The sequence below is a fragment of the Planococcus rifietoensis genome (assembly GCF_001465795.2).
GTDB classification, from domain to species: domain Bacteria; phylum Bacillota; class Bacilli; order Bacillales_A; family Planococcaceae; genus Planococcus; species Planococcus rifietoensis.
In genome coordinates, this window is the sequence record NZ_CP013659.2 from 1010839 (window position 1) to 1034506 (window position 23668).

A 23668-nucleotide genomic window follows, 5' to 3' on the forward strand; every position below is an offset into this window, starting at 1 on the left:
GCTGCATTACATAATAAGAGTTGATATTCCTAAAGCGGTTATCGTATCATTGAATGAAAGAATGGAACAGGAGGGCGCAAAATGACCGTTACGATTTATGATGTGGCACGTGAGGCAAATGTTTCCATGGCTACCGTATCCCGGGTAGTGAATGGCAACCAGAATGTAAAACCAGCCACAAGAAAAAAAGTACTGAAAGTGATCGAAGAACTCGGCTATCGTCCGAATGCCGTAGCTCGCGGATTGGCGAGCAAAAAAACAACAACGGTCGGCGTCATTTTACCCGATATATCCAATAGCACATATTCTGAACTGGCACGGGGCATTGAAGATATCGCGACGATGTACCGCTACAATATCATCCTGTCCAATTCCGATCAAAATCCGAACAAAGAGCTTCAATTGCTTGAAACGATGCTCGGCAAGCAAGTGGATGGCATTGTCTTCATGAGCGATGTCATTTCGGATGAATTGCGCAAGGAAATGGAACGCTCCCCGACACCGATCGTCTTGGCGGGTTCAATCGATGATACAGCATCGATCGCTTCCGTTAATATCGATTATTATGCAGCTGCCTATGAAGCGGTCAAGAAATTCATCGACAGCGGGCATAAGAAAATTGCTTATATTTCAGGGCCGTTATCGTCCGAGATCAACCGTGAACATAAGCTGAAAGCCTATCAGGATGCATTGCAGGAAGCAGGGCTTGAGTATGACGAGCGCCTTGTCGTCGAATGCAATAACACTTACGAAGAAGGCCTGGAAGCTGTGCGTACATTGGAATCGATTGACCCAACAGCTTATTTCGTCAGCAATGATGAAATGTCGATCGGCGTCATCCATCAAGTAGAAGAGCAAGGCAAAAAAATTCCTGAAGATGTTGAAGTCATCACTTACGAAAACTCGAAACTTGCACGTATGGCACGTCCAATGCTGACGGCTGTGGCATTGCCGCTATACGATATCGGCGCAGTATCGATGCGTTTGTTGACGAAATACATGAATAATGAAGAAATTGAAGAAAACCAAGTCGTGTTGCCTTATCGTCTCGAAGAGCGGCAGTCGACGAAACAACAATAAACGCTAGGCAATTTTTGCCCAGCATAAAACCGCCCTTGCGACGGGATTGAATCCAATCCTCAAGCAAGGGCGGTTTTTTCATATAGACTGCGGAATATTCCGACTAAATAAAGCGTGGCTTATTGATTGCGGATCATATACAACGCTTTATCGAGCATTTGCTGGTTTTTTTCGGTGATTTCTTCTTTTCGCGGAATCGGCTTATACATATTCTCCGGATCTTCCCATGTCTCAATTAAGGGAACCGGGGACTCGGGCTGCCAGCGCTTCAGCCATGCTTCAGGCAGCTTCCCGTGCGGCAAAGGGTGGCTGTTCATTTCCATCCATAGAAGCGACCATGCACGCGGCACGACCCGCCAGATGTCGTAGCCGCCACCACCGACCGCTATCCACTTGCCGTCGCAAAACTCGTGCGCCAATTCATGGGCGATTTTCGGGATTTCGCGGTAGATTTCCATCGTGCTGCTCAAATGGGTCAAGGGATCCAAATAATGTGCGTCAGCGCCATTTTGGCTCAAAATGACATCCGGCTTAAAATGCTCGACGATTTCACGCATGGCGGTCCGGTAAATATCCAAAAAAGATTCATCTTCCGTAAAGGCATCGATCGGGAAGTTGAATGAAGTGCCATAGCCTTGGCCGCTTCCGCGTTCGTTGATATTGCCGGTGCCGGGGAATAGGTAGCGGCCTGTTTCATGAATCGATACGGTGCATACCTCGGGATCATCGTAGAAGCACCATTGCACCCCATCGCCGTGGTGGGCATCCGTATCGATGTACAATACGCGAGCTCCGTATTTCTCTTTCAAATAATGGATGGCGACCGAGCTGTCGTTATAGATGCAAAATCCGGACGCCTTTCCGCGAAAGCCGTGGTGTAAACCGCCGCCGAGATTCAAGGCATGCTCGGCTTTGCCTTCCATCACTTGATCGACAGCGGTCAAAGTGCCGCCGACCAAACGGGCACTCGCTTCGTGCATGTTTTCAAAAATCGGCGTATCTTCCGTGCCGATGCCGTAACCTTCCCCAGCTTCCGGAGTGATTTCGCCGCGGCTTGCTTTCTTGACGATATCGATATAGCGCTGGTCATGCGCGAGCAATAGTTCTTCATCTGTTGCAGTCCGTGCAGGCACAATCAAATCCTCTGGAAGGGCGTCCATTTCCCTGAGTAAATCAATGGTAAGAATGAGCCGTTTTTGGTTGAACGGATGCGTATCAGAAAATTTATACCCCAATTGATCTTCTGAATAGATGAAGACAGCGTGTTTTTTCATTCCTGCATGAGATTCGGCCATAAGACATCGAAACCTTCTTTGCGCAGATCTTCAATGATGGAAATGGGGTTCATCGTTTTGATGCGGAAAGCCAGGATTTTATTGGAGTTGTCTTCCCGGTCCGGGTAGACGAGGACGCTCAATACATTGACTTTGTGCTCGTAGAATACTTTGCTCACTTCATAAAGCGCGCCTGAACGGTTGGGGACTTTGATTTCGATTTGAGAGCCGGGCTGGTGGGCGCCGGTCAATTCGATATACGTATACAATAAGTCGGTTTCCGTCAGAAAGCCTACAAGTTCATTTTGGCTGACGACCGGCAGGCAGCCGATCTTCTGTTCATAGAACAGCAAAGCGATTTCTTCGACAAAATCGAGCGGATGGGCAATCATCGGATTTTTGGTCATGATCTCCGATACTTTCTTTTTATACGGTTCGCCTTTCGGGGATACCGTGAACATGGAAGGCATGGCATCTTTCAAGTCGCGGTCAGTGACGATGCCGACCACTTTCCCGTCATCAACGATGGGAGCGTGGCGAATCCGTTTTTCTTCGAACAAATCCAGCACGTCTTGGACGGTCTGGTCTGAGCGCAGCGTGAAAACATCCTTCTTCATGATTTCTTCTACTAGCATACAAACACCCCTTTAGTAATCAGTACATATAGCGGTTCATGAAACGCAGCTGGTCGAATTTCTGGACCGATTCCGGGTCGACGCGAGAACCGATGCGTGCCATCAGCGTATTCGCTGGATGCGAGCTGATTTCCGGGTCATCGGTAGCGAAATATTCGAGCCCGCCTGCTTGCATCATCTTTTCCATGATCTTCCGGTATTCCCATACATTTAGCCCTGTCCCTTTTAAATCCCAGTGCCAATAATATTCGGTTGTGATGACGATAAAATCGTTAAAGGCATCATCCATCATCGATACTTGCAGCAGCGCTTTGCCGACGCCGGTGCCTCGGTATTTCGGAATGACTTCGATTGCCCCGAGCTCGATCAGGTTTTCCATCTTGCCCTCGGACCAGCGTTCAAGCGGGTCGGGGTAGAGGTAGGTGACATACCCGACGATCATGTTTTGGTCGCGCGCAATCAATATGCGCCCTTCCGGCAAATCCGCAATATCCGTGATGGCTTTATGCTGCTGTGCAGGTGGGCGAAAAGCGACCAAGTCTTCGTGGAAATCAAGCTCTTTCAATTCTTTAGAAGGGACCGGTCCTTCGATGATGAGCGGTCCGTGTTTCGTTTTCAATTCCATCGCATTATACGTCTTCTTATGTTCCATTATTTCACCGCCTGTGGTTGCAATTAGCTTCATTATACATGAAGGGCGGAAGGAAAAGAAAGTTGCTTGGATAAATACACCGTATTTTCTAAAGAATTAAAATTATTAGCATTTCCCTTCCAGGTTGATGTAGAATATAGAGAAACATAGGGAAAGGGTGATTTATGTGAAAGTGGAAGCGTTACCAGCAAAACCAGGGGAGCATTACTTACATAATTACGAAGAGCAGTCGGAAGGTTTCGATTGGTCGGAAGTTGAAAAAGAGTTCAGCTGGTCCCAAACGGGAAAAATCAATATGGCCCATGAGGCGATTGACCGCCATGCTGAATCGGACCGCAAAAACAAAGTCGCTCTCTATTATAAAGATCAGCATCGTCATGAAACCTATACATTCTATGAGATGAAGCGCATGACAAACCGTGCGGCGAATCTCTTGAAATCGCATTCTGACTTGGAGAAAGGAGACCGTATCTTTATCTTCATGCCGCGTTCTCCTGAACTGTATTTCCTCATGTTCGGTGCATTGAAGATGGGCTTGATTGTCGGGCCGTTATTTGAAGCGTTCATGGAAGGGGCCATCTATGATCGTTTGGATGACAGCGACGCAAAATCGATCATCACGACACCGGAATTGCTTCCGCGCATTCCGAAAGACCGCCTTCCGAACTTGAAGACGATCTTCCTAGTGGGAGCGGAAGGAGCAGAAGAAAGCGGGGGCCATGTCGATGTGCTCAAGCATCTTGACTCCTGCTCGGACAAATTCGATGTCGAATGGCTGGAAAAAGAAGATGGATTGGTGCTTCATTATACATCCGGTTCTACAGGCAAACCAAAAGGCGTCCTCCACGCGCAATATGCCATGGTGCAGCAATACCAGACAGGTAAATGGGTGTTGGATTTCCAGGAGCAGGATATTTATTGGTGCACCGCTGACCCTGGCTGGGTAACGGGAACGGCTTACGGCGTGTTCTCTCCATGGCTGAACGGCGTCACGACTGTCATTCTCGGCGGCCGCTTCTCTCCGGATGCCTGGTACCAAGCGATCGAAGATTTCGGTGTCACGGTCTGGTACAGCGCACCGACCGCGTTCCGCATGTTGATGGGAGCAGGGGATGCATTAGTGAAGGAATATGACCTGTCGACGCTGCGCCACGTTTTGTCCGTCGGTGAACCGCTGAACCCGGAAGTCGTCAAGTGGGGTGCGCAAGTTTTTGATAAACGAATCCATGATACATGGTGGATGACGGAAACTGGCGCACAAGTCATCTGCAACTACCCGTCGATGGCGATCAAGCCAGGTTCGATGGGCAAACCGATTCCAGGCGTCGAAGCAGCGATTGTCGATGATCAAGGCAAGGAATTGCCAGCGAATCAAATGGGCAACTTGGCGATTAAGAAAGGCTGGCCGTCGATGATGCGCCAAATCTGGAACAACCCGCAAAAATACGATTCTTACTTCTTAAATGATGAATGGTATGTTTCGGGAGATTCGGCTTATATGGATGAAGACGGATATTTCTGGTTCCAAGGAAGAGTGGACGATGTCATTATGACTTCAGGCGAGCGTGTCGGGCCATTCGAAGTGGAAAGCAAACTGCTCGAGCACCCAGCCGTCGCTGAAGCAGGTGTCATCGGAAAACCGGATCCGGTCCGCGGAGAAATCATCAAAGCGTTTGTCGCATTGGTGGAAGGCTATGAGCCATCCGACGAATTGATTGATGACATCCGCCAGTTCGTCAAGAAAGAACTGGCCGCCCACGCAGCACCGCGTGAAATCGAATTTAAAGACAAGCTTCCGAAAACACGAAGCGGCAAAATCATGCGCCGCGTCTTGAAAGCTTGGGAATTGGACTTGCCGACTGGCGATTTGTCCACAATGGAAGATTAAAAAAAGCCCATCTGCAAAATGCAGATGGGCTTTTTTGTGTTTTTATGCTGCGTCTTCTTCAGTATCCGGAGCTTCTGTGTCCGGTTCTGAAGATTCTTCTGGTTGTTCCGGTTCTTCTGGTTCTTCAGGTGGCGCTTCTTCCTCTTCTTCTGGTTCTTCTTCCGGTTCTTCTGGAGCTGGAGTTTCTTCGGCCGGTTCTTCTTCAGCCGGTTCTTCTTCAGGCTCTTCTTCCGGTTCTTGTCTTTCTGTTTCTTGCGGTGGCGCCGGAGTTTCTTCTCTTTCCGGTGCAGGAGCAGCTTCCGGTTCAGGTGTTGGTTCTGGCGTTGGTTCAGGAGCAGGTTCCGGTTTTGGCGCTTCAATCGTTACGCCATTGGACGCTGCCGATTGCCGGCCTGTAATGTCCACTGCAACGACAGTGTACGTTCCAGGGCCAGGTGCGGTATAGGAGTTGCTGCTCGATTCGGAAACAGATGAGACTCTGCTGCCGCTGCGGAATACACGATAGCCGACGACATCGTTTGAAGCGGAATCGCTCCAAGTGATTGTGCGCCCATTGATCGACGTTCCGACCGGCGCAGGGGCTGCGCTGTCTGGATCGAACTGAGCGCCTGAAACGACATTGCTGAATCTGGAGTTGCCAGGGAATAATTTTCCAGCGTCTCCTCCAAATGGTGCGAGCATGCGGTCGACATATTCTTCCGATACGCCGAGGCCGCCGCCTGATACAAATTCACTTGGCGTATTCGATAGGGCAGCATAGCGTTTGCCGTTAATAGTCGTGTATGATCCGCTGCTCAAGCTGTCATCGCCATCTTTTGGCGTCATGGCGTCAGCAATGAACAAGTCGGAACGGACTAAGCCTGCTTTTTTACAAGCATCATTCGGGGCGTATCCAGAAATGCCGCAGAATGAACGAGTGACGACACCTTCTGGTTCTTGGAATTTGTCTCCCGAACCGATAGCATCAGGGGCTACATCATAGGTGGTATTCATCAAGTTCGCCCATAATTGGTTAACGCGGACAGATGGCTGCAAGTTCTGGTTTCTGAAATTATCCAAGGAATACTTTTCCTGGTCATAGCCGAGCCAGACGCCCATCGTGATGTTCGGGTTGTAACCGACGAGCCATACATCTTTAGTTTCCTGTGTCGTCCCGGTCTTGCCTGCAAAGTCCGCATTGAACTTCAGCATGCCGTTTGCACGGTTCGCTGTTCCGCGGTCTGTCTTGAAGACATCGCGCAGCATATCGGTCAATACGTAAGAAGCTTGAGGCGTGAACACATCTTTCGCTTCGGTTTCGTGTTCATAGATGACATTGCCGTCTGCGTCTTCGATTTTATCGATCATCGTCGTTTCCATATGCTTGCCGCCATTCGCAAGGGAAGCATATGCGTTGGCGACTTCTTCAACGGATCCTTCGATGCCGCCGCCGAGTGCTGATGAAACGACGCCGTCGCCTTCAGCGACACGAGAGAAGCCATTATCGATCAAGTATTGGATCGGCATCTCATCGCGCATTTGCGCAAACAAACGCAAAGCGGGAAGGTTCTGAGATTGTGCAAGCGCATCGCGCGCAGGCATGATGCCTTGTTCGCTTGTCGGGACAAAGTTTGTTGGTTCATATGGATTGCCATTATCGTTTAAAGTGAATTTCACATCGACCACCGGGCTGCCGGCGCCGATCAATCCATTTTCAAGCGCTGGGCCATAAACAAGCAATGGCTTAACCGTCGATCCGATCGAGCGGTAGGCTTGCGTTGCGTGGTTCAAGTTCTCGATTTCGTGGTCACGCCCGCCGATAAAGCTCAAGATCCGGCCGGTATCGTTTTCCAAGGTGACACTGCCGACTTGCACTGGCAATTGGCGGGTTTTCGTTTCACCGTCTTCGTCGATATAATCTTCAGATAAAGTCGTACCATATCCTTGATAGGCTTTCTGTGTTTCTTCCTGTGCTTTGTATAAATCTTTATTGATGCTCGAATGGATACGGTAGCCGTTCGACCGCACGGCGCGGTCTGCTAGAATGGCATATTCTTCGTACAAGTTCTGGTCTTGGTCGAGCGTTTCAGGGTCTACGCCGTTTTGTTCCGCCAAGACGTCCATGATGATGCGGGTGGCACGTTTCTCAAGTTCTGCCGTCACATAAGGGAATTCATCGTATGAACGTGATTCGCCTTTTCTGAAATCGGCAACGAGATCGTATTCCAAAGCCTCGTCATATTCAGTTTGTGTGATATAACCGGTTTCAAGCATGCGATAGAGCACTGTTCTCATCCGGTTAAGGCCAGGTTCGAGACCGGCTTCGTCTTTCAAGTCGCCGCCTGATGCATATGGTGTATAGCTAAATGGCGCTTTCGGAATGCCAGCGATAAACGCCGCTTGCGGCAAGTTTAAGTCGCTTGCGGGTACATCGAATATGCCTTTTGCAGCCGTCTCGATTCCGGCAATATTTGTGCCAGCTGAATTTCGGCCGTATGGAATGATGTTCAAATAAGCTTCCATAATATCTTCTTTATTCATGAATTTCTCAAGACGCATCGCCAAGAGGATTTCCTTCGCTTTTCGTTCATAAGACACTTCGTTTGTCAAAATCTGGTTTTTAATCAATTGCTGTGTCAATGTCGATCCGCCGGATTGACTATCCGAATTGGAAACATCCTGGAACAAGCCGCGCATGATTGCTTTCGGGACAATTCCTTCATGTTCATAAAAATACTCATCTTCCGTCGCCAGGACTGCATCGATGGCAATATCGGAGACATCTTCCAAAGTCGTTTCTTCACGGTCAAGGTCGGTCTGCAATTTTCCAAGATACGTATTGTTGGCAAAATACAATTGGGAAGTCTCTTCGTAGCTATAAATGTCAGCCAACATTTCATCTTCGGTCCGCAGCTGTTCTTCGTCGACCAATGAAGCGAAATAGCCGGCTCCAGCCGACGCGGCAAATACGCCGCCTGCCACCAGTATAATAGCGAGAAGAATTGCCAAATTCCAAATGACTCCGGTGGTGATTTTAAAACGCTTGAACCACTTATGGGAAGTCCATCTATCGGTTGTTTCCTCTGCCTTCAATAACCATCTTCTAAATTTATCTTGCACATTATCCCCCTCCTAAAAATCTTTTCCATTATAGCATAATCCGATAATTGAAACGAAAGATATTGACAATCTTTAGGATTCAAGTACACTACATAATAGAATCTTTATAATCAAACGAAGAAAGGCCCGCAGTAGGGCATGCAATTTTGAAACCAGAGAGCCGATGGGAGGTGAAAATCGGCCAAAATGCATGCGTCGAATTACAGGCCCGGAGTTTGCGGAAGTGCCCCGTCTGGCACATTCGAGTGGGAGGATGCGTCCTCCAAGCTGGGTGGTACCGCGCATATGCGTCCCTGCATGAATTTCATGCAGGGGCTTTTTTGTGTCCCGGCAATCAAGTGAAGCAGATAAAGGGAGGAAATTTACATGACAAATGCATTGATTGACGATTTAAACTGGCGCGGGCTTCTGTACCAGCAAACAGACGAAGAAGGAATGGCAGAAGTGCTGGACCGGGAAAAAATTTCACTGTATTGCGGTGTCGATCCGACTGCTGACAGCATGCACATCGGCCATATCGTGCCGCTTTTGACTTTGCGCCGTTTCCAATTGCACGGGCATCGCCCGATCCTTTTGGTGGGCGGGGCAACCGGTATGATCGGGGATCCATCCGGACGCAACGAAGAGCGCCAACTGCAGTCGACGGAACAAATTGACCGCAATGTCGATTCGATCAAAAAGCAAATGGAACAGATCTTTGATTTCCAGACGGAGAACGGAGCGAAAATGGTCAATAACCGCGACTGGATCGGCGGCATGAGCGTCATTGAGTTCCTGCGCGATTTCGGTAAATTGATCTCCGTTAATTACATGCTGGCGAAAGATTCGGTCGCATCGCGTCTTGAAGGCGGAATTTCGTTTACGGAGTTTTCCTATACCTTGATCCAAGCGATTGACTTTAACCATCTTTACAATGAATACAATTGCCGCGTTCAGATCGGCGGGTCGGATCAGTGGGGCAATATCACCTCAGGTCTTGAAGTAATTCGCAAGACGCACGAAGAAGAAGCGAAAGCGTTCGGCATCACAATACCGCTCGTAACAAAAGCGGACGGCACGAAATTCGGCAAGACCGCAGGCGGCGCAGTATGGCTCGATGCGAAAAAGACGTCTCCTTACGAGTTTTACCAGTTTTGGATCAACACGGCGGATGCGGATGTCGTCAAATACTTGAAGATTTTCACGTTCCTCGAAAGACAGGAAATCGAAGCACTCGAGAAAAGCGTTGAAACGGAAGCGCATCTCAGAAAAGCGCAAACCGTGCTCGCTGAAGAAATGACCAAGCTCATCCATGGGGAAGAAGCGCTCGCAGATGCACAGCGCATCACGAAAGCATTGTTCAGCGGCGATTTGAAAAGTTTGAGCGCGGACGAAATGAAAGCGGCCTTCAAAGACGTTCCTTCTGTCGAATTGGCAAAACAAGCGAAGCCGATCGTCGATTTGATTGTCGACAGCAAAGTATCTCCGTCGAAGCGCCAAGCACGTGAAGATATCACAAACGGCGCGATTTCGATTAACGGCGAGAAAATCCGCGACCTGGAATACGTGGTCGATGAAAAAGACCGTTTGGATGACGAATTCGCGATCGTCCGGCGCGGCAAGAAGAAATACCATATGATCCATTTCGTTTAAACACTGACGCCGCCAGCATCTGCTGGCGGCGTTTTCTTAATGTTGTAATATGTTTAGCGCATCTTCGACGGGGAAACATATATCACTAAGATGTATGAACAGGATTCCCAAACATGAAATGGAGGACGAGCAATATGTCACGAGTTGTCGGATCATATGGTACGGAGATGGAAGCGGTGGAAGTCATAGAGGATCTTCAGCGGCAAGGCTACCGCGACGAAGATATTTCGGTGCTCAGCAAAGACAAAAGAGACGTAGAACATATAACTGAAGAGACGGGGACACAAGCTGGCGAAGGAGCGGCAGCCGGTGCCGCTACAGGCGGAGCGCTCGGCGGCCTCGGCGGCGTCTTGGCCGGCCTGGGTGCACTGGCAATTCCGGGCATCGGGCCGATTGTAGCAGCCGGGCCGATTGCAGCTGGTCTTGCAGGTGCAGCAGCGGGAGCGGGCGTCGGCGGGATAGCTGGTGCATTGATCGGCCTCGGGGTCCCGGAAGACGAAGCCAAAAGCTATGAAGCCCAGTTCAAGGAAGGGCGTATCCTCGTCTTGCTAGAAGAGGATGAAGCGAAACAGCCCGAGCGCAATGATGTGGACACTTTCACAGAAAACGATGACCCATTGATTGGTACTGAACGCTCAACAAATATTCGCGGCGATGCCGGGCCGGGGCGTGACCGGCTGTAAAGTTGGATAGACCAAAAAAACCCCACGGCGCTATTATGCGCCGTGGGGTTTTTGGAGTCTTGCATTATACATGCGATTGCTTTTCTTTAATGAATGAAGGGAGCGGGAAATCCGCGAAAGCTTGTGGATGGACCAGTTTGCCAAGCTTGATGGCTCCTTCGATCAGCCTTGGTGAGGGACGGCAGAACAAAGCCTCTTCCATGACATGGATTTGTTTGATCGCTTTCATCGATTGCCAGTCCGGGCGTTTCAACACGAGTTCCGGTTTGACTTTTGAAGTCATGATGCCGACCCAAGCGAGCAAAATATAGTCCGGATCGCGTTGTTTAACGGCATCCCAATCTGTTTGGATATTCGCCGTTTCCTCATCTTCGAAACAATTGCGGGCGCCGACAAGCCGGCTGATTTCGCTGAGCCAATTGACGCCTCCCGGGGTGAAGACGGGTTTTGGCCACCATTCCCAGTAGAGGGACGGGGAGGACGTGGCGCTGTCGCCTCGTTTTTTCAGTTCGGAGATCGCTTCGTCATATTCCGCGAGAACATCCGAGCTGTCAAAGTGAATGGCTTCCGCGACTGTCTCCAGATCATCGCGGATGTCTGCAAGCGATTGGGGGTCCAGGATAAGGTGCGGGATATTGCGTTTTTCGAGCTCTTCAATATTTTTCTCCATGCCGGGCACGCTGAGCGATGCCAATACAATGTCTGGCGCAAGGGCTTCGACTTCATCCATGCGTATGGAAAGATCCGGCCCGAGACGTGGAAGCCGTTCGATGCTCTTCGGCCAGTCGGAATAATCATCGACGCCGACCAGCAGATGATCGGCTTTCAAAAAAGCGAGTAACTCAGTATTGCTTGGACATATGGATACGATTCGCATAAAGACGCCTCCTTTATGGATTCAGTTTAGCATAGCTCGGGAAAGGAATCGACGAAACCAGGAGGACCTGGCTTCTTTCAAACTAAAGGCTGAAAAGATATTCGCGAAACAAAGGCCATAGAAAAAACCCCCCAGGCGAACCTGGAGGGTTTTCGTCAATCGATTAACGTGAGTAGAACTCAACGATCAATTGTTCGTTGATTTCAGCAGACAATTCGCTGCGCTCTGGGAGACGTACGAATGTGCCTTCTTTTTTGTCAGCGTCGATTGAAACGTATTCTGGAACGAAGCTGTTTACTTCGATCGCTTCGTTGACAACATCAAGGTTGTTGGACTTTTCGCGGAAAGCGATTGTTTGTCCTGGTTTCACGCCGTAAGACGGGATGTCTACGCGTTTGCCATCAACAAGGATGTGGCCGTGGTTTACCAATTGGCGAGCTTGGCGGCGAGTGCGCGCAAGGCCGAGACGGTAAACAACGTTGTCAAGGCGTGTTTCAAGCAAGATCATGAAGTTCTCGCCGTGTTTGCCTTCCATTTTACCAGCTTTGTTGAACATCGTTTTGAACTGGCGTTCGTTAACTCCGTACATGAAGCGTAGTTTTTGTTTTTCTTGCAATTGCAAACCGTATTCAGAAACTTTACGGCGTTGGTTAGCACCGTGTTGACCTGGTGCGTAAGGGCGTTTTTCGAGTTCTTTACCTGTGCCGCTCAAAGAAATTCCAAGGCGACGTGACAGTTTCCATGCTGGACCTGTATAACGAGACATAATGAGTCTCCTCCTCTAATTTGGTTTTTAGAGTAAAATAAAAACCAGATGTATTCATGCTGCAAGCCATTTTGTTTTCATGTACCTTCGCTCAGCAGCCAAGAGTTACGCGATACACCTCCGCAGAGGAACAAAATGGACAAACCCGCACATACAACTGCTGCGATTATTTTACACAAAGGCTAGTATAACCGAAATCAACTGTGACAGTCAATGGATAACGCGGAAGAAGCTCAGAAATGACGCTTTCTTTTTTTGTGTCCTCAGAGTAAAATGGAGATAGTTGTAAATGTAAGCGCTTTCTATTATTGGCGAGGGGTGTATGAATGATGAAACAAAAGATGAAGTTTGAAACGGCCGTGATCCATGAGGGCTATGATAGTTCTGTGCATCATGACAGTTTGGCTACGCCGCTTTATCAAACGTCTACGTATTCGTTCGCGAATGCCGAACAGGGAGAAGCCCGTTTTGCTGGGGAGCAGGACGGAAATATTTATTCGCGCCTCGGCAATCCGACAGTGCGCGTCTTGGAACAGCGCATGGCGGAGATCGAAGGCGGGGGAGGCGCGCTGGCATTTGGGTCGGGGATGGCTGCAGTCAGTGCGATTCTTGTCTACTTGACGAAAGCAGGCGACCACGTGCTGTGTTCGCGCGGGATTTACGGCTGTACATTCGGCTTATTGGAAATCATGCAAGAAAAGTACGGCATTACGCATTCGCTCATTGCGATGACGACTGAAGAACAAATTGAACAGGCGATCCGGCCGGAGACGAAAGTCATTTACGTAGAAACGCCGATCAACCCGACTATGGAACTGGTCAATTTACGCGCAGTTGAAGCCGCCGCCAAAAAATATGGTTTGCGGGTCGTCGTCGATAATACGTTCAGTTCGCCGTATTTGCAGAATCCGCTCGAGTTCGGCGCTGATTTTGTGCTCCATAGCGCGACCAAGTATTTGAACGGCCACGGCGATGTCATCGGCGGGGTTCTCGTCGGGGCAGATGCGGAGGAAATGCAAACGATCCGCATGACCGTCCAGAAAGATTTCGGGGGCATCATGTCGCCATTCGATGCGTGGCTGTTGATCCGTGGATTGAAGACTTTGCATGTGCGGATGGACCGCCATATAGACAATGCGGAAAAGATAGTCGCGTTTCTCCATGGCGAACAGGCAGTCAAGCGTATATTGTATCCATTTGATGCCGGACACCCACAAATGTCGATTGCCAAAAACCAGATGCGCCGCGGCGGCGGATTGATCTCGTTCGAGCTCGAAGGCGGGAAAAAACAGGCGCAGGAATTTTTGAATGCCTTGTCGCTCATCAAGATTGCCGTCAGCCTCGGCGATGCCGAAACCTTAATCCAGCATCCGGCAACGATGACCCACGCGGTTGTCCCTCCGGAAGAGCGGGAGCGGATGGGCATCAGCGATTCACTCGTGCGCTTGTCGGTCGGGCTTGAGAACGTCGAGGATTTAATGGCCGATCTAGAGCAGGCTTTCGCTCAAATCAAATCCAATTTGCAGGAAATCTAAAAAAGATCCCGGCAGATAGTCTGCCGGGATCTTTCGTGTGTTTAGATGTGCTTCAATAAGGTTTCTGCAAACTTTTCAAGCCCGATGCGGTCTTCTTCCGTAAAACGGGCAAGTTCAGGGCTGTCGATGTCGAGCACGCCGTAAGCTTTGCCGTCCTTGAATAGCGGGACCACGATTTCCGAGCGTGAAGCGGCGTCGCAGGCGATGTGGCCAGGGAAGGCATGGACATCATCAATGAGCATTGTTTCATTTTTATCGATGGCTGTGCCGCATACCCCTTTTCCGACCGGGATGCGAACGCAAGCTGGCATTCCCTGGAATGGGCCAAGGACAAGTTCGCCCTCTTCCATCAAATAAAATCCAACCCAATTGATGCGGTCAAGGAATTGGCCAAGCAGTGCGGAAGCGTTCGATAAATTGGCAATGCGGTTCGGCTCGCCTGCAAGCAGGGCGTCCAGTTGTTTGTTGAGCAGATTGTATTGCTCTTCGCGTGTGCCGCTGTAAGTGGATGTAGCAAACATGAAATCATCTCATTTCTAAAAGTTTCTATTTAATAGTGTTCAGTATAAAAGCGATCTGCGTATTTGTGCAAGCCTTCAGCACTATGGGCATCCGATCCGAAGACGAGCGGGATGCCGAGCTCGCGCGCATAGGCGACATAAGGCTCCGGGGGATAGAATTCCAGGCAGCCTGGTTTTGACAGCCCAGCAGAATTGACATCCAGTTCATAGCCATGATCTTTAATCATTTTGAGGATGGTGCGGATGCGGGCATCGTCATCGATGTGTTCCTGATGGACGTGCTGGAATTTATGGCATAAAGTCGGATGGCCGATGCGCTTCGGTTTATGGGGCCCAAGGTCTGCCAATATGGAAGCTTCGACCGTATCATAATACAGATCGTAAACGGCTTGTACAGAGCCCATGTCTTTTGCAAGGTCCATAAACACTTCCGCACTGAAGTCAGAGCAGATCCAGCGGTCTTGATAGCGCAGGAAATGGACCGACAAAATGGCGTCTTCCAGTTTTGGCCCTGCCTGTTCGAGCAGTTGTGCTGTCTGTTTTTCGAAGCCTTGGATAAAATCCACTTCCAAGCCGCTGCGAATCCGCATAGCTGGCGCTTGCGCTTTGGCCTTATCGAGCGCTTCGAAATAGGCTGGCAATTCGCCCATTTCCATGCCGCTATCTTGATCGGGCGTCGTATCTGTAAAGCCGGCAGGCAGAGGGGCATGCTCGGTAAAACTGATATCTGAGAATCCATTTTTTTCCGCTTTTTCGATATAAGCATGGAACGGGTCGTTTGTTCCGTGGGGGCAGAAGGGGGTGTGGATATGGCCATCGCGTTTATTCATAAAGTTCACCATCTTTTCAATTTGATAAAATTATTCCCTGTTTTCTTCTAATTTGGCAAACAAAAGAGTAGAATACATGTTAAAATAAAAGAATCATTAAACATACTTATGTAACCGGTAATGTATTTGGAACAGGGGGCTAAATGACTTATGATGGAGTATATCATCATTGCGGTCATCATTCTATTGGCGCTGCTTATCATCGGCATGGTGTTTCGAAAAAAACACAATGCGGAAATCGAGCGTCTGGAACAACTGAAACTGCAACTAAAAGAGAAACCAATTATGGAAGAACTTACTAAAGTGAAACAATTAAACTTGAATGGCCAGACAGAGGAAATGTTCGAGCGCTGGCGCAATAAATGGGACGAAATCATGGATGTCGATATCCCGAAAATAGACGCAACACTCTATGACGCAGAAGAATCGATCAAACGTTTTAATTTCCCGAAAGCTTCCAAACTCGAAAAACAAGCCGAAGTGAAAATAGATGATGCCGACCGGCAAATCGCGGTCATTTTCGCGGAACTGGACGAGTTGATCGGCAGTGAAGAGAAAAACCGCAGCGAAATGGATCTAATCCAGGATAAATACGTTCGTGCCCGCAAAAACCTGCTTGCGCATAAGTCTTCGTACGGCGCGGCTGCCGGGCCGCTTGAGAAGCGCTTGGAATCATTTGTCCAACGCTTTGAGGAATACGACCAGCTGACGGAAGAAGGCAATTACTTAAGAGCACGGGAGACGGTCATCAATTTGTCGGCTGACAGCGCACAAGCCTTTATGCTGGTAGACGATATCCCGATGATGCTGACGGAAATCGATGAGAAGATTCCGCAGGATTTGACTCAACTGCGCCAAGGCAAACAAGAGATGGAAGAGCAGTCGTATTACCTCAATCATCTTGGGTTGACCGAGAAAATCGAAGAAATCGAGCAAGAGCTGGCTGTCTTGAAAAAACAACTGGAAACTTTAGAAGTAACCGATAGCAAAAACCAAGTCGACGAAATTAAAGACCGGATCGACGCCATGTACGACCTGCTTGAAAAAGAAGTGGCGGCAAAACATTATATCGACCAGCATTTGATGGACACAGAGCGCCACCTGCAAGTGGTTGCGCGCGATACCCAGGAACTGGAAGAAGAAAGCCGTTATGTGCAGCACAGCTATAAAATCACGGACCAAGAAGCGGCAATTCCGAAGACTTGCTTAGAGAAAGTCGAACAGCTTGCAAAGCGCTTTGAATTATTGGCGAACCGCTTGGAAGAAGACCAATCCGCCTATTCGAGCCTTCAGGACGAATTGATGCACATCCGTGAAGATTTGACGATCGTCGATTCCACACAGATGGACTTCACCGATGCATTGAAAAACCTGCGTGTTGAGGAAAACAAAGCCCGTATTCATGTAGAAGAATTGAGGCGCCGCCTTCAGGAAACGGACCGCATGCTGCATAAAGCGAACATCCCGGGCATTCCGGAAGACATGGATGTCCGCCTCGAGGAAGCAGAAGAGCATTTGTTTGTTGCGATGCGCGCGCTTCGCGAAGTGCCCCTTAATATGAAGCTAGTCGATAATTACATGGAGCAAGCAGAAACTAGTATTACGGATGTGGAGATCAAAGCGAAAGAAATGGTCGAAAACGTCTTGCTGGTGGAACGCATTATCCAGTACGGAAACCGTTACCGGAAGACGAATCCACAGCTTCACGCCCATCTGTTGGAAGCGGAAGAATCGTTCCGCCAAATGCGCTATACGAAAGCGCTCGAAGAAGCGGCGACGGCTGTCGAGAATTTTGAACCCGGTTCGATGAAACGCATTGAAGTGCTCGTAAAAGATAAAGACTAAGAAAATAACGAAACCACCAGCAGATAAGCTGGTGGTTTTCTTTTCGGAGGGATTGCAAATGATTTATTTGGATAATAGCGCAACGACCGAACCCGACCCGCAAGTGCTCGAAACCTATGTAAAGGCGAGCAACCGCTATTTCGCGAATCCGTCATCGCTTCATCGCTTGGGAAACGAAGCGGAAGACTTACTCGAGTCGGCGCGCAGCCAGATCAAGGGCCTGCTCGGCTATGGGCGCATAATTTTCACATCCGGCGGCACCGAAGCGAATAACCTGGCGATTCGGGGGGCCGCTCATGCCAATCAAGAAAAAGGGCGGCACATCATCTCGTGCAAAACCGAACACCCATCGGTTTTGGAACCGTTGAAGCAACTCGAAAAAGAAGGATTTGAAATCACGCTGCTTTCAGTCGATAGAAAAGGCGCGATCGATCTCGCTGACCTGCAGCAGGCGCTTCGGGTAGATACAATTCTCGTCAGCCTGATGCAAGTCAATAATGAAATCGGCACGATCCATCCGCTGGCAGACATTCGGCGCATGCTTAACAACCACCGGGCGCTGTTTCATGTTGACGCCGTGCAAGGCGCCGGTAAACTGCTACTAAGCGAGCAAGAGATGCCGGATTTACTGACCGTCTCTGCACATAAGTTTCATGGGTTGAAGAACAGCGGGGTTTTGGCCGTCCATAAGGCGGAACTCGAACCAATCTTGTTCGGCGGCGGCCAAGAAGGCGGACTTCGCAGTGGCACGGTCTCGGTTCCGAATGCTGCAGCACTGGCAAAAGCATTGCGCCTTGCAACACCAAACCCTGATCATCTAGAATGGAATGCGGAATTGCGCAGCTTTTTCGCTGGATACAAAGACATTTACATCGTCAGCCCATCTAGTGCAGCGCCGCATATCCTGGCTGTGGCGATCGCTGGCATGCGCGGGGAGACTTTAGTCGGTGCCTTGCAGCAAGAAGGCGTCATCGTTTCCACTTCGAGCGCCTGTTCTTCCAAGAATAAGCAGGCAAGCCACGTCATTGAAGCAATCGGCTTGCCGCGCGAATACCGTGACGGCACAATCCGCATCAGCTTTGGCGCCATGACCACCCATGAAGACATCAGCGAATTGAAGAAACGTTTTCATAAAGCGCATCAATTGATCAAAGGAGTCGAACAATCATGAAAACCAATCAAATACTTATCCGCTACGGCGAGCTGTCGACAAAAGGCCGCAACCGAAAAGCGTTCATTTCACGGCTCCGCAATAATATCCAGACTTTATTCGCAGGCACGCCGACTTTGCGCATCAAAGCCGAACGCGACCGGATGTTCTTATTCTGCGACGACGAACAAGGCATGGAAGACATTGTGTCTCGCCTACCTTATGTGTTCGGCATCCAGTCGTTCAGCCCTGTGACACAGACCAGCCTGGAATTGGATGATATGAAGCATACTGCTTTAGCGATCGTCAGCAAGATGGATACTAAGGACAAGAGCTTTAAAGTTTCCGTCAAAAGGCCAAACAAGGAATTTCCCTACGAAAAACCGGAGATCATGCGCACGATCGGGGGATACGTACTCGGCAATACGCCTGAGCTGACAGTCGCGATGAGAAATCCTGACATCGACTTGAGTGTTGAAATCCGCCAAGATGCCGCTTATATGATGGCTGAAACGATCCAAGGCGCAGCCGGCTTGCCGATTGGCGCAGGCGGCAGGGCGCTATTGATGCTGTCAGGTGGGATTGACAGCCCTGTTGCGGGATATCATATGCTCAAGCGGGGAGTTAGGCTTGAACTGATCCACTTCTTCAGTCCACCGTTTACGACCGAGCGCGCAAAAGAGAAAGTGCTCGATCTTGCCGAGAAATTGAGCGGCTTCGGGTCTCCTGTCACTTTGCACATCATTCCGTTCACAGAAATCCAGCAGGAAGTCCACAAACAAGTGCCTGACAATATCACCATGACATCCACGCGCCGCATGATGATGCGCATAGCGGATGCGGTGCGTGCAAAAACGGACGCTAAAGCAATCATCACCGGTGAAAGCCTTGGCCAAGTCGCCAGCCAGACGCTTGAGAGTTTGCAAGCTATAAACGCAGTGACAAACACGCCGATTTTGCGCCCCTTGATCGCACAGGACAAACTGGAAATCATCGAAACGGCACAAGCAATCGGCACATACGATATTTCCATCCGGCCATATGAGGATTGCTGTACGATCTTCACGCCGGCCAATCCGAAAACGAAACCAAAAACGGATAAAGTGGAGCATTACGAGAGCTTTGTGTCGTTCGACGAGATGATCGATCGAGCAGTAGCAGAACGCGAGATCATCGAATTTCCGAGGAACAAACAACAGCATTTCGAAGACTTGCTGTAACTCACATCAACTGAAAAGCCTAACCGAGAACATGCAATTTGTTCTTGGTTAGGCTTTTTTTAATGCTTGCAATCGTTATTCTATTAGAACAATCACTTGAAATATTAATATTGTTTTTAACTAGAAGTCTATAGAGTAGTAAGAAATAGAGCAGAACTAAGAACGAATTCAAAATCATTTCTTTTTAAATAATTATTTTGAATAATTAAACATTTATTGTATAATGATATAAGAATAATATTAGTTCATTGGCAAAGGGGAGATTGGGATGAAACGTGAACAATTGCTGGCACCTGAAAACTATAATTTGGTGGAGGAATTCGAGCGCTTCGCGACTGGAGACGGGCGCAAAGCGATCATTTGGGAAAATGATCAAGGGGAAAAGAAAGAACTTACATATGATGAGTTGATCCAACAGGCGAACCGGGCAGCGAACAGCTTCGAGAAAGCTGGCCTTAAAAAAGGCGATGTCGTGTTGGTCATGGTTCCTCGCCTCGTCGAAGCCTATATCGTATATACGGGTGCGTTGAAAGCGGGACTCGTTGTCATTCCAAGTTCTGAAATGCTGCGGGCGAAAGATATCTCTTACCGGCTGAATCATAGCGAAGCCAAAGCGATCATCGCGTATGAACCGTTTCTGGGCCAATTCGAAGGAGTCGCAGAAATGGATGGGCTGACGAATTTTGTCATCGGCCAAGGGTCGGATTCCTGGATTTCATTGACGGACGAAATGGCTTCAGCTTCCGACCATTACGATGCGGCACCAACCAAGAATGACGATATGGCGTTTCTCTCTTACACCTCGGGGACGACCGGAAATCCAAAAGGCGTGGTCCATAGCCATGGCTGGGCGTACGCACATTTGCGCACCTCTGCAGAGCATTGGCTCGGGGCCAAAAATGGGGATTTGGTCTGGGCGACGGCGAGCCCGGGCTGGCAAAAATGGATCTGGAGCCCGTTCCTTGCGACGCTTGGAAGCGGGGCGACGGCATTTGTCTATAACGGCAAATTCGACCCTGCGCTATATTTGGAGTTGCTGGAACAGCGGAAAATCAATGTGCTGTGCTGCACGCCGACAGAATACCGTCTGATGGCGAAGCAGAAAGAGTTGTCGAAATACGATTTAAGCGCGCTTCACAGTGCCGTGTCAGCCGGCGAACCCTTGAATGCCGAAGTGATCGATGTGTTCCGGAAGCATTTCGAGTTGGATGTACGTGACGGCTATGGACAGACCGAGAATACCTTGCTTGTCGGCACGATGAAAGGCACAGAGGGGCGTACGGGTTCGATGGGCAAACCGACACCGGGCAACCGGGTGGAAATCATCGACGATAACGGCGAGCCTTGTGCAGTTGGAGAAGTCGGGGATATCGCTGTGCACGTCGAGACGCCGGCGCTGTTCAAGGAATATTTCAAAGACGCCGAGCGGACGCAAATGCAGTTCCGCGGTGATTATTATGTAACGGGCGACAAAGCGTCGAAAGACGAAGACGGCTTTTTCTGGTTTGAAGGTCGCGGCGATGACATCATCATTTCTTCAGGCTACACGATCGGGCCGTTCGAAGTGGAAGATGCGCTCGTCAAGCACCCCGCCGTCCAGGAATGCGCCGTCGTCGGTTCACCGGATGAAATCCGCGGGACGATCGTAAAAGCGTTCGTCGTCTTGACTCAAGGACACGATGGTGGAGAAGAGCTCATTAAAGAACTTCAGAACCACGTCAAGGAATTGACGGCGCCTTACAAATATCCGCGTGCGGTCGAGTTCCGCAGCGAGTTGCCGAAAACCGCATCCGGCAAGATCCGCCGCGTCGAACTACGGCAAGCCGAAAACGCAAAAAAATAATAATTTAGCCAAAAGCCCCCGCTCATACCGGGGGCTTTTGCTGTATTTACTTTCCAATAGGGCAGGCATATAATGGGTCTATTATTTCGTGAATAAAAATATTTTAAGAATGGTGCGCGATGCGAAGATGACTGAAGAGAAAAAAGGAACACTGCTGACGATTTTAACTTATACGATTTGGGGATTTCTCCCGATATTCTGGAAACAAGTCGACCATGTGCCTGCTGATGAATTATTGGCCGGCCGTATTTTCTGGGCGTTTTGGCTGACGCTTGGCTTTATTGTGTTGACAGGAGGCGGCAAGCGCTTTGTGGAGGATGTAAAGTCTTTATGGAAATCCAAGAAAACCTTCTTCCTGCTCATGCTTGCTTCGTTTCTCATTTCGGCTAACTGGTTCTTCTATATTTATGCGGTGACCAACGACCGGATTGTCGAAACCAGTCTTGGTTATTACATCAATCCGTTGATTTCCGTGCTGCTCGGCTCGTTCTTTCTAAAGGAAAAGCTGTCGCCGGCGGTGAAAATTGCGTTCGTGCTTGCCGCAATCGGCGTTTCGGTCATCACGATTTCCTATGGGACGCTGCCTTGGCTGGCGCTTGGCATGGCATTCAGCTTTGCATTCTACGGGCTGATCAAGAAGACCATCCAATTGAATGCGTTAAGGGGACTTGCGATCGAGACGCTGTTCGTGCTGCCGTTTGCAACCGCTTATTACGTCTATTTGTTTTCAATCGACCGTGCGGCATTCCTGCATAGCGGCGTGTCGACCGACCTGCTCGTCGTCCTCAGCGGCTTTTTGACCGCCTTGCCGCTGCTATTGTTTGCCATGGGGGCGCCGCTCATTCCTTTGTATATGATCGGCTTTCTTCAATACATTGCGCCGAGCTTGATGCTGTTGATCGGCGTCTTTCTGTATGGCGAGGAGTTCGGTTTGATATCGGTCATTTCCTTCTCATTTATCTGGAGCGCCTTGATCCTGTTTACCGGATCGAAAATCATGGAAGCCAGGCGGACAAGAAAGAACCGCCATTTAGTTGGTGCCGAATTTAGCGGAAAGTGAAACATTTTGAATGCTATTGCGTATAGTTAAATGGAATACTTAAGGAGGGAACTGAAACATGATGAACACAAAACGATGGATCGCTCTGCTGGCCGCTGCTGCTTTGCTGGTGATATCTCTAGTCATTAACTCGGCTTTTTCAGTGCTGCAGTCGGATTTCACTTCAGGCTTTGACGATTGGACAGGCATGGAACAAACGGCTTTAAGCGAACAAGTGGTTGAGTCAGGCGACACGTCGAACCGAATTGCCGTATTGAATGTGGACGGGGCGATCCAGGATACGGGCGAAGCGTCCGTTTTCGCCGCTGCCGGCTATAACCATGATTTGTTCATGGAGCAATTGGAAGCCGTTAAGGAAGACAACAGCGTCAAAGGCGTTGTCTTGAAAGTCAATTCACCGGGTGGAGGCGTCGTTGAGTCTGCACAGATTCACGACAAGATTACGGAAATCCAGGAAGAAACCGGCAAGCCGCTTTACGTTTCGATGGGCGCAATGGCTGCATCAGGCGGTTATTATATTGCCGCACCGGCTGAAAAAATCTTCGTCAGCGAAGAAACTTTGACAGGATCGATCGGCGTCATCATGCAAAGCGTCAATTACGGTGAACTTGCCGAACGCTACGGCGTGGATTTCGTCACCATCAAATCGGGGCCTTACAAAGATATCCTGAGTCCAACGCGCGAAATGACCGATGATGAACGTGCGCTCTTGCAGGATATGCTCGACAGTTCCTATGAGGAATTCGTTGATGTCATCGAAGAAGGACGCGATATGACCGAAGCGGAAGTGAAGGAATACGCAGATGGACGCATCATGAACGGCCGCCAAGCAGTTGAAGCGAACCTTGCGGACGATTTCGGCTTTGAAGAAGATGTCATCCAAGCGATGCGCGATGATTTCGATCTAGCCGATGGCGAAGTCTTTGAGTACGGTGCTGGCGATGACTGGTCTTCGCTGTTTGCAATGAAGGCCGGCTCACTTTTCGGCATGGACATGGAAACGAAGTTCATCTCGGATATGCTGTCCCAAAACAGCGGTCCGCGCATGATGTATCTATACGGTGAAAACTAAGGAGGT

19 protein-coding genes are annotated in these 23668 nt (G+C 49.4%); 11 read left to right on the plus strand and 8 right to left on the minus strand.

Annotated elements, in window-relative coordinates; all coding sequences use genetic code 11:
* The first annotated feature begins 81 nt into the window (after positions 1 to 81).
* A complete protein-coding gene (gene ccpA / locus AUC31_RS04920; protein ID WP_058381121.1) occupies positions 82 to 1080 on the plus strand; it encodes a catabolite control protein A in 999 nt (332 codons plus the stop codon).
* Positions 1081 to 1199: 119 nt separating this feature from the next.
* Here ccpA and AUC31_RS04925 read toward each other — a convergent pair whose 3' ends face one another.
* The 3 genes from AUC31_RS04925 to AUC31_RS04935 are packed head-to-tail and all read right to left on the minus strand — an operon-like array spanning position 1200 to position 3641.
* Complete coding sequence (locus tag AUC31_RS04925) at positions 1200 to 2375, minus strand: acetoin utilization protein AcuC (protein WP_237150707.1); 1176 nt, start codon at positions 2373 to 2375, stop codon at positions 1200 to 1202.
* Positions 2351 to 2989: an acetoin utilization AcuB family protein gene (locus AUC31_RS04930; RefSeq protein WP_058381120.1), complete on the minus strand. Its 639-nt coding sequence runs from the start codon at positions 2987 to 2989 to the stop codon at positions 2351 to 2353. The genes AUC31_RS04925 and AUC31_RS04930 overlap by 25 nt, the downstream gene beginning before the upstream one ends.
* 19 nt (positions 2990 to 3008) lie before the next feature.
* Positions 3009 to 3641 (minus strand): GNAT family N-acetyltransferase, encoded by a 633-nt coding sequence (locus AUC31_RS04935; protein WP_058381119.1) that lies wholly within the window; start codon positions 3639 to 3641, stop codon positions 3009 to 3011.
* Between the two features lie 166 nt (positions 3642 to 3807).
* On the opposite strand from AUC31_RS04935, the gene acsA reads away from it, so the two are divergent.
* Positions 3808 to 5529 (plus strand): acetate--CoA ligase, encoded by a 1722-nt coding sequence (acsA, locus tag AUC31_RS04940; protein WP_058381118.1) that lies wholly within the window; start codon positions 3808 to 3810, stop codon positions 5527 to 5529.
* A 42-nt stretch (positions 5530 to 5571) separates the two neighbouring features.
* Here the strand turns inward: acsA and AUC31_RS04945 are convergent, their stop codons facing one another.
* Positions 5572 to 8628, minus strand: a complete 3057-nt coding sequence (locus tag AUC31_RS04945) for a transglycosylase domain-containing protein (RefSeq protein WP_058381117.1) — start codon at positions 8626 to 8628, stop codon at positions 5572 to 5574.
* 366 nt (positions 8629 to 8994) lie between these two features.
* On the opposite strand from AUC31_RS04945, the gene tyrS reads away from it, so the two are divergent.
* Positions 8995 to 10260 carry a tyrosine--tRNA ligase gene (gene tyrS, locus AUC31_RS04950; protein ID WP_058381116.1) on the plus strand — a complete coding sequence of 422 codons (1266 nt, stop codon included), beginning with the start codon at positions 8995 to 8997 and terminating at the stop codon, positions 10258 to 10260.
* Between the two features lie 134 nt (positions 10261 to 10394).
* Positions 10395 to 10943, plus strand: coding sequence for a general stress protein (locus AUC31_RS04955; protein ID WP_058381115.1), 549 nt, complete (start codon positions 10395 to 10397; stop codon positions 10941 to 10943).
* 64 nt (positions 10944 to 11007) lie between these two features.
* Here the strand turns inward: AUC31_RS04955 and AUC31_RS04960 are convergent, their stop codons facing one another.
* Together AUC31_RS04960 and rpsD are read right to left on the minus strand one after the other, a co-directional pair.
* Positions 11008 to 11820, minus strand: coding sequence for a cobalamin-binding protein (locus tag AUC31_RS04960; protein ID WP_058381114.1), 813 nt, complete (start codon positions 11818 to 11820; stop codon positions 11008 to 11010).
* Positions 11821 to 11983: 163 nt separating this feature from the next.
* Positions 11984 to 12586, minus strand: coding sequence for a 30S ribosomal protein S4 (rpsD, locus tag AUC31_RS04965; protein ID WP_058381113.1), 603 nt, complete (start codon positions 12584 to 12586; stop codon positions 11984 to 11986).
* A gap of 326 nt (positions 12587 to 12912) precedes the next feature.
* Here rpsD and megL point away from each other — a divergent pair, with 326 nt between their 5' ends.
* Entirely contained in the window at positions 12913 to 14121 is a 1209-nt protein-coding gene (megL, locus tag AUC31_RS04970; protein ID WP_058381112.1) for a methionine gamma-lyase, read from the plus strand.
* Between the two features lie 41 nt (positions 14122 to 14162).
* Here the strand turns inward: megL and AUC31_RS04975 are convergent, their stop codons facing one another.
* Together AUC31_RS04975 and hisJ are read right to left on the minus strand one after the other, a co-directional pair.
* The gene (locus AUC31_RS04975) at positions 14163 to 14642 is read right to left on the minus strand and encodes a GAF domain-containing protein (RefSeq protein ID WP_058381111.1); all 480 of its coding nucleotides are present in this window, start codon (positions 14640 to 14642) and stop codon (positions 14163 to 14165) included.
* A 29-nt stretch (positions 14643 to 14671) separates the two neighbouring features.
* Positions 14672 to 15472 (minus strand): histidinol-phosphatase HisJ, encoded by an 801-nt coding sequence (gene hisJ / locus AUC31_RS04980; protein WP_058381110.1) that lies wholly within the window; start codon positions 15470 to 15472, stop codon positions 14672 to 14674.
* 150 nt (positions 15473 to 15622) lie between these two features.
* Here hisJ and ezrA point away from each other — a divergent pair, with 150 nt between their 5' ends.
* From ezrA to sppA, 6 genes are all read left to right on the plus strand, one after another.
* Complete coding sequence (gene ezrA, locus AUC31_RS04985) at positions 15623 to 17317, plus strand: septation ring formation regulator EzrA (RefSeq protein ID WP_058381109.1); 1695 nt, start codon at positions 15623 to 15625, stop codon at positions 17315 to 17317.
* Positions 17318 to 17375: 58 nt separating this feature from the next.
* Positions 17376 to 18488 (plus strand): cysteine desulfurase family protein, encoded by a 1113-nt coding sequence (locus AUC31_RS04990; RefSeq protein WP_058381108.1) that lies wholly within the window; start codon positions 17376 to 17378, stop codon positions 18486 to 18488.
* Positions 18485 to 19687, plus strand: coding sequence for a tRNA uracil 4-sulfurtransferase ThiI (gene thiI / locus AUC31_RS04995; RefSeq protein ID WP_058381107.1), 1203 nt, complete (start codon positions 18485 to 18487; stop codon positions 19685 to 19687). The genes AUC31_RS04990 and thiI overlap by 4 nt, the downstream gene beginning before the upstream one ends.
* Positions 19688 to 19955: 268 nt before the next feature.
* Positions 19956 to 21530 (plus strand): acyl-CoA synthetase MbcS, encoded by a 1575-nt coding sequence (mbcS, locus tag AUC31_RS05000; protein WP_058381106.1) that lies wholly within the window; start codon positions 19956 to 19958, stop codon positions 21528 to 21530.
* Between the two features lie 127 nt (positions 21531 to 21657).
* Positions 21658 to 22590, plus strand: a complete 933-nt coding sequence (rarD, locus tag AUC31_RS05005; protein ID WP_058383659.1) for an EamA family transporter RarD — start codon at positions 21658 to 21660, stop codon at positions 22588 to 22590.
* 61 nt (positions 22591 to 22651) lie between these two features.
* Positions 22652 to 23662 (plus strand): signal peptide peptidase SppA, encoded by a 1011-nt coding sequence (sppA, locus tag AUC31_RS05010; RefSeq protein WP_058383658.1) that lies wholly within the window; start codon positions 22652 to 22654, stop codon positions 23660 to 23662.
* Positions 23663 to 23668 lie beyond the last annotated feature (6 nt).

Excerpts from the sequence above, each read along its gene's own strand:
- AUC31_RS04935 (WP_058381119.1), bottom strand. The coding sequence starts at position 3,641 with ATGGAACATAAGAAGACGTATAATGCGATGGAATTGAAAACGAAACAC.
- ccpA (WP_058381121.1), top strand. The coding sequence starts at position 82 with ATGACCGTTACGATTTATGATGTGGCACGTGAGGCAAATGTTTCCATG.
- hisJ (WP_058381110.1), bottom strand. The coding sequence starts at position 15,472 with ATGAATAAACGCGATGGCCATATCCACACCCCCTTCTGCCCCCACGGA.
- AUC31_RS04955 (WP_058381115.1), top strand. The coding sequence starts at position 10,395 with ATGTCACGAGTTGTCGGATCATATGGTACGGAGATGGAAGCGGTGGAA.
- thiI (WP_058381107.1), top strand. The coding sequence starts at position 18,485 with ATGAAAACCAATCAAATACTTATCCGCTACGGCGAGCTGTCGACAAAA.
- ezrA (WP_058381109.1), top strand. The coding sequence starts at position 15,623 with ATGATGGAGTATATCATCATTGCGGTCATCATTCTATTGGCGCTGCTT.
- sppA (WP_058383658.1), top strand. The coding sequence starts at position 22,652 with ATGAACACAAAACGATGGATCGCTCTGCTGGCCGCTGCTGCTTTGCTG.
- AUC31_RS04930 (WP_058381120.1), bottom strand. The coding sequence starts at position 2,989 with ATGCTAGTAGAAGAAATCATGAAGAAGGATGTTTTCACGCTGCGCTCA.
- mbcS (WP_058381106.1), top strand. The coding sequence starts at position 19,956 with ATGAAACGTGAACAATTGCTGGCACCTGAAAACTATAATTTGGTGGAG.
- rpsD (WP_058381113.1), bottom strand. The coding sequence starts at position 12,586 with ATGTCTCGTTATACAGGTCCAGCATGGAAACTGTCACGTCGCCTTGGA.
- megL (WP_058381112.1), top strand. The coding sequence starts at position 12,913 with ATGATGAAACAAAAGATGAAGTTTGAAACGGCCGTGATCCATGAGGGC.
- AUC31_RS04960 (WP_058381114.1), bottom strand. The coding sequence starts at position 11,820 with ATGCGAATCGTATCCATATGTCCAAGCAATACTGAGTTACTCGCTTTT.
- AUC31_RS04925 (WP_237150707.1), bottom strand. The coding sequence starts at position 2,375 with ATGGCCGAATCTCATGCAGGAATGAAAAAACACGCTGTCTTCATCTAT.
- rarD (WP_058383659.1), top strand. The coding sequence starts at position 21,658 with ATGACTGAAGAGAAAAAAGGAACACTGCTGACGATTTTAACTTATACG.
- AUC31_RS04990 (WP_058381108.1), top strand. The coding sequence starts at position 17,376 with ATGATTTATTTGGATAATAGCGCAACGACCGAACCCGACCCGCAAGTG.
- tyrS (WP_058381116.1), top strand. The coding sequence starts at position 8,995 with ATGACAAATGCATTGATTGACGATTTAAACTGGCGCGGGCTTCTGTAC.
- AUC31_RS04975 (WP_058381111.1), bottom strand. The coding sequence starts at position 14,642 with ATGTTTGCTACATCCACTTACAGCGGCACACGCGAAGAGCAATACAAT.